Annotated in this window: 7 protein-coding genes; 5 read left to right on the top strand and 2 right to left on the bottom strand. The window is 66.9% G+C overall.

Annotated elements, in window-relative coordinates; all coding sequences use genetic code 11:
- Window positions 1-55: 55 nt before the first annotated feature.
- From AC3IR9_RS05190 to AC3IR9_RS05205, 4 genes are all read left to right on the top strand, one after another.
- Window positions 56-2,659 carry a bifunctional aspartate kinase/diaminopimelate decarboxylase gene (locus AC3IR9_RS05190; RefSeq protein WP_489294486.1) on the top strand — a complete coding sequence of 868 codons (2,604 nt, stop codon included), beginning with the start codon at window positions 56-58 and terminating at the stop codon, window positions 2,657-2,659.
- A 70-nt stretch (window positions 2,660-2,729) separates the two neighbouring features.
- Window positions 2,730-4,082 carry a UDP-N-acetyl-alpha-D-muramoyl-L-alanyl-L-glutamate epimerase gene (gene murL, locus AC3IR9_RS05195; RefSeq protein WP_489294487.1) on the top strand — a complete coding sequence of 451 codons (1,353 nt, stop codon included), beginning with the start codon at window positions 2,730-2,732 and terminating at the stop codon, window positions 4,080-4,082.
- Window positions 4,063-5,472 carry a UDP-N-acetylmuramoyl-L-alanine--D-glutamate ligase gene (gene murD, locus AC3IR9_RS05200; protein WP_489294489.1) on the top strand — a complete coding sequence of 470 codons (1,410 nt, stop codon included), beginning with the start codon at window positions 4,063-4,065 and terminating at the stop codon, window positions 5,470-5,472. Before murL ends, murD begins: the two co-directional genes overlap by 20 nt.
- A gap of 127 nt (window positions 5,473-5,599) precedes the next feature.
- Window positions 5,600-6,394 carry a dienelactone hydrolase family protein gene (locus AC3IR9_RS05205; protein WP_489294490.1) on the top strand — a complete coding sequence of 265 codons (795 nt, stop codon included), beginning with the start codon at window positions 5,600-5,602 and terminating at the stop codon, window positions 6,392-6,394.
- 171 nt (window positions 6,395-6,565) lie between these two features.
- Here the strand turns inward: AC3IR9_RS05205 and AC3IR9_RS05210 are convergent, their stop codons facing one another.
- Window positions 6,566-7,564, bottom strand: a complete 999-nt coding sequence (locus AC3IR9_RS05210; protein WP_489294492.1) for a polyprenyl synthetase family protein — start codon at window positions 7,562-7,564, stop codon at window positions 6,566-6,568.
- A gap of 292 nt (window positions 7,565-7,856) precedes the next feature.
- Between AC3IR9_RS05210 and AC3IR9_RS05215 the strand changes: the two genes are divergently transcribed.
- Window positions 7,857-9,470, top strand: coding sequence for an alpha-glucosidase (locus tag AC3IR9_RS05215; RefSeq protein WP_489294493.1), 1,614 nt, complete (start codon window positions 7,857-7,859; stop codon window positions 9,468-9,470).
- 586 nt (window positions 9,471-10,056) lie between these two features.
- On the opposite strand, the gene AC3IR9_RS05220 is transcribed toward AC3IR9_RS05215, so the two are convergent.
- Window positions 10,057-12,816, bottom strand: a complete 2,760-nt coding sequence (locus tag AC3IR9_RS05220; RefSeq protein WP_489294495.1) for a TonB-dependent receptor — start codon at window positions 12,814-12,816, stop codon at window positions 10,057-10,059.
- Window positions 12,817-13,106: the final 290 nt, after the last annotated feature.

Here is a 13,106-nt window from a genome sequence, read left to right on the forward strand (position 1 = left end):
TTCGGCCGGTGTGCCGGGCAATCCTCCCCCTCACTACGAAACCCTCCCTACCTCCATGTCAGCTTCCCCCCTTGTCGATCGTTGGATCGTACTGAAGTTCGGCGGCACCTCCGTGTCGCGTCGTCATCGCTGGGACACGATCGGGACGCTGGCGAAAAAACGGGCGGAAGAGACCGGCTCGCGCGTGCTGGTGGTGGTCTCGGCGCTGTCGGGGGTCACCAATGAGCTGACCGCCATTGCCGATGGTGCTGCCGACAGCCGCGCCCGCGTGGACGCGCTGGTGGCGCGCCATCGCGCGTTCCTCTCCGAGCTGGAGCTGGACGCGGCGGCGCTGGATGTGCGCCTGGATGCGCTGGCCGGCCTGCTCGAGGACCCGCGTGCGGCCGGCCGCCCGCTTGAGTGGCAGGCCGAGGTGCTCGGCCAGGGTGAACTGCTGTCCTCCACGGTGGGGGCGACCTACCTGCGCGCCAGCGGCCTGGATTTCGGCTGGATGGACGCGCGCCAATGGCTCGATGCACTGCCGCCGCAGCCCAACCAGAGCGACTGGTCGCAGCGCCTGTCGGTGAATTGCCAGTGGCGTTCGGATGCGGACTGGGCCACGCGTTTCCGTGCCCAGCCCACCCGCATGCTGATCACCCAGGGGTTCATTTCGCGGCATGCCGATGGCGGTACCGCCATCCTGGGTCGCGGTGGTTCGGATACCTCGGCGGCGTACTTCGGTGCGCTGCTCGGCGCCAGCCGCGTGGAGATCTGGACCGATGTGCCAGGCATGTTCAGCGCCAACCCGCGCGAGGTCCCGGACGCGCGCCTGCTGACCCGCCTGGACTATTACGAAGCGCAGGAAATCGCCACCACCGGCGCCAAGGTGCTGCACCCGCGCTCGATCAAGCCATGCCGCGACGCCGGCGTGCCGATGGCGATCCTGGATACCGAACGCCCGGAACTGCCGGGGACCAGCATCGACGGCAATGCCGCGCCGGTGCCGGGAGTGAAGGCGATCAGCCGCCGCAACGGCATCGTGCTGGTGTCCATGGAAGGCATCGGCATGTGGCAGCAGGTGGGCTTCCTGGCCGACGTGTTCGGGCTGTTCAAGAAGCATGGCTTGTCGGTGGACCTGATCGGTTCGGCCGAAACCAACGTCACCGTCTCGCTGGACCCGTCCGAGAACCTGGTCAATACCGATGTGCTGGCCGCGCTGTCGGCCGACCTGTCGCAGATCTGCAAGGTCAAGATCATCGTGCCGTGCGCGGCGATCACCCTGGTCGGCCGCGGCATGCGTTCGCTGCTGCACAAGCTGTCGGACGTGTGGGCCACGTTCGGGCGTGAGCGCGTGCATATGATTTCGCAGTCGTCCAACGACTTGAACCTGACCTTCGTCATCGATGAGGCCGATGCTGACGGGCTGCTGCCGATCCTGCATGCCGAGCTGATCGACAGCGGTGCGATGCCGGTGGAGGAGGGCGAAGTGTTCGGCCCGCGCTGGCGCGAGATCGCCGGCACTGTCCGCCCGCGCGAAACCGCCTGGTGGCGGGGCCAGCGCGAGCACCTGTTGCAGCTGGCCCAGGCCGGTACGCCGCGCTACGTGTACAACCTGCCCACGGTGCGCGCGCGTGCCCGCGCGCTGAAGGCGATCAAGGCGATCGACCAGCGCTACTACGCGATCAAGGCCAATTCGCACCCGGCCATCCTGGCCGTGCTGGAGCAGGAGGGCTTCGGCCTGGAGTGCGTCTCGCATGGCGAGCTCAAGCATGTGTTCAACGCGCTGCCGACGCTGTCGCCCAAGCGCGTGCTGTTCACCCCCAGCTTCGCCCCACGCACCGAGTACGAAGCGGCCTTCGCGCTGGGCGTGACGGTCACCGTCGACAATGTGGAAGCGCTGCAGCGCTGGCCCGAGCTGTTCGCCAACCGCGAGCTGTGGTTGCGCGTGGACCTGGGCCGGGGCGAAGGCCACCACGCCAAGGTCCGCACCGGTGGCAAGGACTCCAAGTTCGGCCTGCCGATCGCCCGCGTGGACGAGTTCGTGCGCCTGGCCACCGACCTGGGCACCCGCGTGGTCGGCCTGCATGCGCACCTGGGCAGTGGCGTGGAAACCGCGCAGCACTGGCGCCTGATGTGCGATGAGCTGGCCGGTTTCGCGCGTCGCATCGGCAGCGTGGAGACCATCGACATCGGGGGCGGGCTGCCGATTCCGTACAGCGCCGACGATGAACCGTTCGACCTGGACGCGTGGGCGGCCGGACTGGCCGAGGTCAAGGCCGTGCACCCGGCGTTCCGCCTGGCGATCGAGCCGGGCCGTTACCTGGTCGCCGAATCCGGCGTGCTGCTGGCCCGTGCCACCCAGGTGATCGAGAAGGACGGCGTGCGCCGCGTTGGCCTGGATGCGGGCATGCACACCTTGATGCGCCCGGCCCTGTACGACGCCTGGCACGACATCGAGAACCTGAGCCGGCTGGGCGGCTACGCCGAGGCGGCGTTCGACGTGGTCGGACCGATCTGCGAATCCAGCGATGTGTTCGGCAAGCGTCGCAAGCTGCCGGTGTCGACTGCGCCAGACGATGTGATGCTGATCGCCGATGCCGGCGCCTACGGCTATGTCATGGCCAACACCTACAACCAGCGCGAGCTGCCGCGTGAGGACGTCATCGATGACGTCGCTTGAGCGCCGCCGCCCGCCCACCCTTGAAGGCGTGCCGTGCACACGCACGGCCGCGCTCTGAACCGGATACACCATGACTGCTTTCGATAAACACCAGGTTGCCGTGTTCCGCTTCGTCCGCTGCGATTTCGCCGCCGACAGCGGTGTGGCGAACCTGGTCTATGCCTTCGACGACGGCCCCGAGCTGATCGAGACGGTGACCATTCCCGGTGCCCCGTTCGTGCTGGACGGCGCCCGCGGCGAGGCGGTGCAGCATGCGTTGCGCCTGTTGCACCTGATAGCCGGCGTCAGCTACTACAAGGCCGGCGTGCCCGCGCAGGTGCGCATCGACGGTTACGCCATCGATGCGGCCACCGCGGCACTGGTGGAGGACGTCTACCTCAATGGCCTGGGCGAGTTTGCCTATCGCAACGGCTTGAACCTGCGCGGCCGCTTCCGCCTGCCGGTGCAGGGCGATGCTTTCGCCGCGCCGGCGGTGGGCCTGCGCGAACACGCGCTGGTGGCCATCGGTGGCGGCAAGGATTCGCTGGTCAGCATCGAAGCGCTGCGCAGCCTGGGCATCGCCGAGACGGTGACCTGGATCGGCGCCTCGCAGTTGATCCGTGCCTGCGCCGAACGCACCGGCCTGCCCACGCTGAACATCGGCCGCGCGCTGGCCCCGGAGCTGTTCGAGCTGAACCGCCAGGGCGCGTGGAACGGTCACATCCCGGTGACGGCGGTGAACTCGGCGATCATCGTGCTGGCCGCGTTGCTGCAGGGCGTGGACCAGGTGGTGTTCTCCAATGAGCGCTCGGCCAGCTATGGCAGCCAGATCCCCGGCACCGGCGAGGTGAATCACCAGTGGTCCAAGGGCTGGGCGTTCGAGCAGGCCTTCGGTGAATACCTGCAGCAGCATGTTGCCGCCGACCTGCAGTACTACTCGCTGCTGCGCCCGTTGTCGGAGCTGGCGGTGGCGCGCCAGTTCGCCAAGAGTGATTTCTACGACGCACATTTTTCCAGCTGCAACCGCAATTTCCACATCCTTGGCGAGCGCCCGGTGAACCGCTGGTGCGGGGTCTGCCCGAAGTGCCACTTCGTGTTCCTGGCGCTGGCGCCGTTCATGCCCAAGACCCGCCTGGTGGGCATCTTTGGACGCAACCTGCTGGACGACCCGGACCAAGCCGGTGGCTTTGATGCCCTGCTGGAGTTCCAGGACCACAAGCCGTTCGAGTGCGTTGGCGAAGGCCGTGAATCGCGGGCGGCGATGGCCGCGCTGGCCGCGCGCCCGGAGTGGAAGGAGGATGCGCTGGTGAAGCGCTTCTGCAACGACATCCAGCCCCATCTGGTCGCGGCCGAGTTGCCGATCGCGCCGTTGCTGGTGCTGGAAGGCGAGCACCGCATTCCTGCCCCGATCTGGGAGCGCCTGCGTGCGAATTTCGCAGCTTGAAGGCAAGCGCGTTGCGTTGTGGGGATGGGGACGGGAAGGGCGCGCCGCGTTCGGCGTGCTGCAGCAGCGGCTGCCGTCGCTGCCGCTGACCCTGTTCTGCCCCGAGCCCGAAGTGGCCGCTGCGGTGGAAGAAACCGGTGGCCTGCTGGCGGTGCGCTCGGATGTCAGCGCGGCGTCACTGGCCGCCTTCGAGGTGGTGATCAAATCGCCTGGCATCAGCCCGTACGGTGAGGCCGCCCTGCACGCCAGCGCGCAGGGCACCCGGTTCATCGGGGGCACCTCGCTGTGGTTCGCCGAGCATGCCGATGCCGACGGCACCGTGCGCGACACGGTGTGCGTGACCGGCACCAAGGGCAAAAGCACGACCACCGCATTGCTGGCGCACCTGCTGCGTGCCACCGGCGCGCGCACCGCACTGGTCGGCAACATCGGCCTGCCGCTGCTGGAAGTGCTGGCACCGCAACCAGCACCGGACTACTGGGCGGTGGAGCTGTCCAGCTACCAGACCGGCGAGGTCGGGCGCAGTGGCGCGCACCCGCAGGTAGCGGTGGTGCTCAACCTGTTCCCGGAACACCTGGACTGGCACGGCAGCCAGGCCCGCTACATCGAAGACAAACTGCGGCTGGTCACCGAGGCGCAGCCGCGCATCGCCGTGCTCAACGCCGCCGACCCGCACCTGGCCGCGTTGTCGTTGCCGCACAGCACGGTGGTGTGGTTCAACCAGCCGCAGGGCTGGCATATGCGCGATGACATGGTGTATCGCGGCGAACAGGCGGTGTTCGATACCGCGCACACGCCCCTGCCGGGCCGGCACAACCGTGGCAACCTGTGCGCGGTGCTGGCCGCGGTGGAGGCCCTGGGGCTGGATGCGGTGGGCCTGGCGCCGGCGGTGCAGGATTTCCGGCCGCTGCCCAATCGGCTGCAGACCCTGGGTACCGACCAGGGCATCACCTTCGTCAACGATTCGATCAGCACCACCCCGCATGCCAGCCTGGCGGCGCTGGAGTGTTTCAGTGGACGGCGCATCGCGCTGCTGGTCGGTGGCCATGACCGCGGCCTGGACTGGCACGACTTCGTCGCCCATATGGCGCACGACGTGCCCCCGGTCGAGATCATCACGATGGGCGCCAATGGCCCGCGCATCCATGCGCTGCTGCAGCCGCTGGCCGATGCCGGTCGCTTCGGCCTGCACGCCGCCGCCGACCTGCCCGAGGCGATGCAACTGGCCCGCATCGCACTGGGCGAGCAGGGCGGGGTGGTAGTGATGTCGCCGGGCGCGCCCAGCTACGGGGTGTATCGCGATTACGTCGCACGCGGCCGCCATTTCGCCGCACTGGCCGGGTTCGACCCGGAGGCGATCACCGCGATCGCAGGCATCGGCATTTCGTAGCGCCGACCGTTGGTCGGCTGCCGGCCCTACGGAGGGTGCGCAACGGCAGCGGGGCAGAGCCCCGCTCTACACGGGGTGTTCGCCCGGCCGTCCTACACTCGGGGTTCTTGTCCGGAGGAGCAGGCGCATGGTCAGGCAATGGCGGTGGGGCGCGGCGGTGCTGTTGGGGATGGTGGCGCTGCCGGCGATGGCGGCAATGAAGACCCAACCAGTGGAATGGCAGCTGGACGGCACCTCCTTCAGTGGCGTGCTGGTCTACGACGACGGCGACAGCGACAAGCGCCCCGGGCTGGTGATGGTGCCGAACTGGAAGGGCGTCAACGACTCGGCGATCGCCAAGGCCAAGCAGTTGGCCGGCGACGATTATGTGGTGCTGGTGGCCGATGTGTACGGCAAGGGCGTGCGCCCGAAGACCGACGCCGAGGCCGGGCCGGTGGCGACCCGGCTGCGCAACGAGCGCCCGCTGCTGCGGGCGCGCGCGCTGAAGGCCATCGACGTGCTCAAGGCCCAGGCCGGCAAGGCGCCGCTGGACGCGTCGCGGATCGGCGCGGTCGGCTTCTGCTTCGGTGGCACCACCGTGCTGGAAATGGTCCGGGCCGGCGCACCGCTGGCCGGCGTGGTCAGCCTGCATGGCGGGCTGGGTTCACCGTTGCCAGCCAAGGCCGGTGGCCGCCATCCGTCGGTGCTGGTGCTCAATGGTGCCGACGACAAGAGCGTCAGCAAGGACGACATCGCCAGCTTCGAGCAGGAAATGAACGCAGCCAAGGTCGACTGGGAGTTCACCAACTACAGCGGCGCGGTGCATTGCTTCGCCGAGGCCGACGCCAACAGCCCGCCGGGCTGCCTGTACAACGAACGCGCCGCCAAGCGCGCCTGGAAGGCGCTGGACGAGTTCTTCGAGGAGCGGTTCGAACGCCGCTGACATCGCGGCCTGTTTGCCGACGGTCGGCCGATAGCGCACGAACGGCGATGCCTGGCGCGGGTACCGACCAACGGTCGGTACCTACCGGCATGCGGCGACCGGTGTCCCGCGACGAAAACCGCGCTCCAGACACACGCGGCAAATGCCGACCGTTGGTCGGCACGCCTGCCGTCAATGCGAACGCCGCACCGCGTAACGGGCCAGGCCGCGCAGGGCGGCCACGGCATCATTGTCGGCCAGGCCGTCGAGCGCGCGCTCGGCGGCGGCGGCATATTCCTCGGCACGGGCGCGGCTGTAGTCCAGCCCGCCGGTGGCGTGGATCGCCGCCAGCACTTCCGGCATCGCCTCGGCTTCGCCGTTCTGCACGATCGCACGCAGGCGCTCGCGGGTGGCCGCGTCCGAATGCGCCATCGCGTGGATCAACGGCAGGGTTGCCTTGCCCTCGGCCAGGTCGTCGCCCAGGTTCTTGCCCAGCTCGTCGGCATTGGCCGAATAATCCAACACATCGTCGGCGATCTGGAAGGCATAACCCAGGTGCATGCCGTAGTCGTACAGCGCCTGCTGGGTCGCCTGGTCAACGCCGCTGGCCAGGCCGCCCAAGCGGGTGCCGGCGGCGAACAGCACCGCGGTCTTGCGCTCGATCACGCGCAGGTAGGCCGCTTCGTCGGTATCGGGGTTGTGTACATGCAACAGTTGCAGGACTTCGCCTTCGGCGATGCGGTTGGTGGTGTCGGCCAGGATCTGCATGACCGGCATGCGGTCCAGTTCCACCATCAGCTGGAAGCTGCGCGAGTACAGGAAATCGCCGACCAGAACGCTCGGCGCATTGCCCCACAGCGCGTTGGCGGTGCTGCGGCCACGGCGCAGGCTGGATTCGTCCACCACGTCGTCGTGCAGCAGGGTGGAGGTATGGATGAACTCGATGATCGCCGCCAGCTGGTGGTGTTCCGGGCCGGCCTGGCCGACCGCGCGACCGGCCAGCATGACCAACATCGGCCGCAGGCGTTTGCCGCCCGCGGAGATGATGTGGTCGGCGATCTGGTTGATCAGCACGACATCCGAGGACAGTCGGCGGCGAATCAGCGCATCGATGGCGGCCATGTCGGGCGCGGCGAGCGTCTGGATCTGGGGCAGGCCCAGCGCGGGGCGGGTGTCTTCGGTGATGGTCATGCGTTCTGACTTTCAGGCTTGACCTGAATTATAGGCGGTGTGGTGGTCTTCCGCCTGCGAAGACCCGTTGCCGACCCATTGCCGGCCGGTTTGAACGGGCAGGGCGGCGGGCGGCCGAGGCCGAAACCCGGGGTGGGAGCGGTTTTCCGCCGCGTCGCGCCCGCGCGGCGGCTGGGCCGGCAGGTGAATACGTATGCATGCATCGCCACCACCACAGGCACGCGGATAAGCTTGTCGGGTCGTTTTTTGCACCCGTCCGCGGGTGCCGTGGAAGCCCGGAGGGGGGCCCTCGATGTCGCAGACTCCATGGTGGCGCGGTGCCGTCATCTACCAGATTTACCCGCGCAGTTTCCTGGATGCCAACGGCGATGGCGTAGGCGATCTGCCCGGCATCATCGAACGCCTGGATTACGTGGCCGCGCTGGGCGTGGACGCGATCTGGATCTCGCCGTTCTTCACCTCGCCGATGGCCGATTTCGGTTACGACATCGCCGACCATCGCGATGTGGATCCGCTGTTTGGCAATCTGGCCGATTTCGACCGGCTGCTGGCCAGGGCGCATTCGCTGGGCCTGAAGGTGATGATCGACCAGGTGTTCAGCCATACCTCGATCGAGCATGCCTGGTTCCGCGAAAGCCGCCAGGACCGCACCAATCCTAAGGCGGACTGGTACGTATGGGCCGACCCACGCGAGGACGGCACGCCGCCCAACAACTGGATGTCGATCTTCGGTGGGGTGGCCTGGCAGTGGGAGCCGCGTCGCGAGCAGTACTTCCTGCACAACTTCCTGGCCGACCAGCCGGACCTGGATTTCCACAATCCGGCCGTGCGGCAGGCGACGTTGGACTATGTGCGGTTCTGGCTGGACCGGGGCGTGGATGGTTTCCGGCTGGATTCGATCAATTTCTGTTTCCACGATGCGCAGCTGCGCGACAACCCGGCCAAGCCACGGGAGAAGCGCCTGGGCCGTGGTTTCAGCGCGGACAATCCGTACGCCTATCAGTACCACTACTACAACAACACGCAGCCGGAGAACATTGCGTTCATCGAGCAGCTGCGGGTGCTGTTGGATGCGTACCCGGGCACGGTGAGCCTGGGCGAGATCTCGGCCGAGGATGCGCTGGCCACCACGGCTGAGTACACCGCGCCGGGCCGCCTGCACATGGGCTACAGCTTCGAGCTGCTGGTGAAGGATTTCAGCGCCGGCTACATCCGCGACACGGTGTCGCGGCTGGAAGCGACGATGACCGAGGGCTGGCCCTGCTGGGCGATCTCCAACCACGATGTGGAGCGCGCGGTGACCCGCTGGGGCGGGCATCCGGCGCAGCCGCGGTTGGCGCGGCTGCTGGTGGCGCTGCTGTGTTCGCTGCGCGGTTCGATCTGCCTGTACCAGGGCGAGGAGTTGGGGCTGGGCGAGGCCGAGGTGCCGTTCGAGGCGCTGCAGGACCCGTATGGCATCACGTTCTGGCCGAACTTCAAGGGCCGCGATGGTTGCCGCACGCCGATGCCGTGGATCGATGCGCCGTTGGCGGGGTTCACCACGGGCGAGCCGTGGTTGCCGATTCCGGCCGAGCATCGGGTGCTGTCGGTGGCGGTGCAATCGGCGGATCCGCACTCGGTGTTGAATGCGTTTCGGCAGTTCCTGGCCTGGCGGCGGACGATGCCGACGCTGCTGGTAGGCGACATCGTGTTCCTGGAGACGGCCGAGCCGGTGCTGATGTTCGAGCGCGGCCATGCGGGCGAGACGTTGCTGTTGGCCTTCAATCTTTCCACCGAGGCGGTGCGCGTGGCGTTGCCGGTTGGTGCGTGGCATGCGCTGGCCGTGCCGGGACCGGATGTGGGCCATGCCGAGGGTGGCGAGCTGCTGTTGTCGGCGCAGTCGATGTACTGCGCGCGTCGGGATTGATTCGATTTTCCGGTGGTATTGAGAGGGCGGAGCTTCTGGCTTCGCCCTCTTTTTTTGTAAGGCGATCAAGGGCGAACGGCGAACGGCGTCCGGTGCTTCGTGCGTTCTGGCTGGGCGGGGGTGTGTGGGTTCGCGGGACACGGCGCAAGTACGTCCATGTAGCCTCGTGAGCGCCATCCATGGCGCCCAACGGTCCCGCGAACCCACGCACCCCCACCCTCGACAGTGGGCGGGTGTGCACAGGAAAGCGGAATCAACAGCGGTGGTGCAGGGCGTGCGACGGATTGCTGCACGCTGGCGGTCGTGATGCTGGTGTCGTTGATCTTCTGTGAGCAACGGGAACATATCGAAGGGCAGGTATGGGCAAGGTTGCGGGACCGTGTACGGCATGGATGCCGTACACGAGCCTCCATGGATGGATTCACGGCGTGTCCCGCAACCTTGCCCATACCTGCCAAACCGGTAGCGACACCGTGCTGGCTGCCGTTGATCTGCTGCCGTTGATCTGCTGCCGTTGCTCTGCTGTTGCGCATGAAAAAACCCGCTGCTCGCGCAGCGGGTTTCTGATGTTGCCCTTACGGCCGGCTCAGAACTTGTAGTTCACGCCCAGCATGTAGGTGCGGCCCCACTCGACGTACTCCAGCGGGCGGTCCTTGCTGCCGGCGTAGGTACGGTACGGCTCGTTGGTCAGGTTGCTTCCCTGCAGCAACAACGTCAGCCCCTGCAGCGCGGTGCCATCGGCGAAGGTGTAGCTGACCTGCGCGTCGGTCACGTTCTCGCCTACCACGTAACGCAGCGTGCGGTTGCCGTTGAAGTTGCCGATCTCACCGATGAAATCCGAGCGACGGCGCTGGCTGACACGCGCTTCAAAACCACTGCGCTCATAGTAGGCGGTGAAGTTGTAGACCCGCTCGGACAGACCCGGCAGCGCGATCGGCTCGCTGCCCACGCTGGAAGCACTTTCCGGGTCCAGGATCTTCACGTCGCTGTCGTTGAAGGTCGCACTGGCCTGCACGCCGAAGCCACGCAGGCGGTCGGTGAGCATGTCCAGCGGGAACGAGGCGGTCAGTTCCAGTCCCTTCAGCTTGCCGCCCTGGCCGTTCTCCGGCGCGGAGAACGTACCGGTGGTCAGCAGCGGAGCGGTCATGCCCGGCGGAATCACGTAGCTGCTCAGCAGGTCGCTGAAATCGTAGTCATCGCGCGACTGCGTGTAGACGTACGATTTGAGGTCCTTGTAGAAGATCGCCGCGGCCACGTAGGCCTTCTCGCCGAAGTACTTCTCGTAGGACAGATCCAGCGCGGTCGCCCGCCACGGATCCAGCAGCGGGTTGCCGCCGCTGCCGCCGGGCTTGCCGGTGGCGGTATCCACGCCGAACTCCAGGCCGGCGCGCATCTGGTCCACGCGCGGGCGGGCCACCTGCTTGGCCGCAGCCAAGCGCAGCGTCTGCTGGTGCGGGAACATGAAGGCCAGGTTCAGGCTGGGCAGCCAATCGGTGTAGGTCTTGCCACTGTCGATCGGCAGGATGTTCTGGCCGTCCGGTCGCGAACGGTCGAAGTAGTTCGACTGCGAACTCTGGTCGGTGCGGATCATCTGCACGCCGATATTGCCGCGCAGGCCCACGTCACCAATGTCGGTGTTGATGTTGGCGCGCAACCAGGCCGTGCTGGTCTTTTCCTGCACCGTCCAGGCCTTGGGAATCAGGTAGTCCAGGTTGGTGACCGGGTTGAACACCATGTACCGGTCCACCGCGCCGGGGACGTTCCAGGCCGGGATATTGCCCAGCCCGGCGAAGCCCAGGTTGACCGGCCGGTACTGCAGGTCGCCGGCGATGTTGGCATCGCCCTGGTCACCCAGCAGGATGTTGCCTTCGGCCTGGGTCTTGTCCTTGCGGCGGTCGGCGTAGTTCACGCCCACGTCCAGGTCGGAGAACCACCTGAGCGATTCGGGCAAGGCGAAGGTCGCCTGCAGGCGTGCGGCCTTCAGGCGGTCCTCGACCTGCGGCACCTTGCCGTAGCCGGACCCGTAGATGGTGTTGGTCAGGAACAGCGCATCGGGGTCGGCGTAGTCCAGCCCGGGGCGGATCTGCGAGAAGCCGTTCGGGTTGACCACCACGCCCACTGTATCCAGCTGCGGCATGGGGGTGAGCTGCAGGTTGTTTTCCAGGTTCAGCTCATCGCGCGTGGCCTTGGAGTAGTTGACGTCGGCAACCACCTTGACCCGCTCGAAGTTGAATTCGTTGTTCCAGCCGAACGCGTCGATCTTGTCCTTGCGCTTGTTGTACATGCCGCGCACCAGCGGGTACACGCCACTGGCGCTGCCACCGGTGAAGGTGCCATCGGCGTTCACTTGTGGGGCGGTGATCAACAGCCCGGGGCTGTAGTTGCCGTTGTAGTTGCTGAGGTTGACCTCGAACTGGTTGGCGGTGTCGATCTGCTCGGCTTCGGTGTGGAACGCATCCAGCGTGCTGGTCCACACGTTGGACGGGCGGAACTGCACGGTGGCCATCACGCCGTCGCGCTTGTTGTTGCCGGTTCGGCGCAAGGCCTTGATGCCATCGGAGAACACCGTGCCCGGCGCCAGGCCAGGACGGTTGCCGTTGTCGGTATTTTCGGTGGTCCACGGCTCGTACAGGCCCACCTGGTTTTCCTGGATCGGCATGTCGCTGTGCGCGTAGCCGATCGAGATGCCCAGGGTATTGTCCATGAACTGGTCGATGTAGCTGGCGCTGAAACGGTTGCCGTAGGGGTCGACATTGGCGGCCTTGCCCAGCGAACTCTTCTGGTAGCGGCCGCTGATGGCGATCACCCGCTCGGCAAAGCTCAACGGGCGTACCGTCTGCATGTCGATGGTGCCCGACAGGCCCTGGCCGACCAGGGCTGCATCGGGGGTCTTGTAGACCGTCACGCCGTTGACCAGCTCCGAGGGGTACTGGTCGAACTCGACGCTGCGGTTGTCGCCGGTGCTGACCACTTCACGCCCGTTGAGCAGGGTGGTGGCGAAGTCCGGCGACAGGCCGCGCACGCTGATCACCTGGGCGCGCCCGGCCACGCGCTGCGCAGCCAGCCCGGGCAGGCGGCCCAGCGATTCGGCGATGCTCACATCGGGCAGCTTGCCGATGTCTTCGGCCGAAATGACTTCCACCACCGAGGTGGCGTCCTGCTTGATCGCGATCGCGTTCTCGATGCCGCGACGAATGCCGGTGACCTGCACGGTGTCCAGGTTGGTGGCCGCGGTACCGGCCGGTGGCGTGGTGGTGTTCGGTTCGGCGGTCTGCGCCGACGCCATCAACGGCGTCAGGGCGACGGCCAGCGCGATACTCAGCGCGCTGCGCTTGCGGTTCAACATTTTCCCCTCCCAGGCAATGTTGCCAATCGATTTTTTGGTTGCCCGGAGAACCGGGAGCGTCACGGCGCGGTGGCCGTTGACTGCGTGGCTATGGTAGGCAGCATGCAGGCTGCGGGAATCACCCTGCATACGTATTCACTGGCGTATGCAGCGTTGAAATCGGTTACAGGTGCGACATCGCGGCCGCACCGACGCACGTGCGTCCGTTCGGTAGGTGTCGACCGTTGGTCGGCACGTCGCATCCACGCATGGACGGGTCGGCACCTTGCGCGTCGCACGACCAACGGTCG

Source organism: Stenotrophomonas sp. GL_101, from assembly GCF_057835675.1.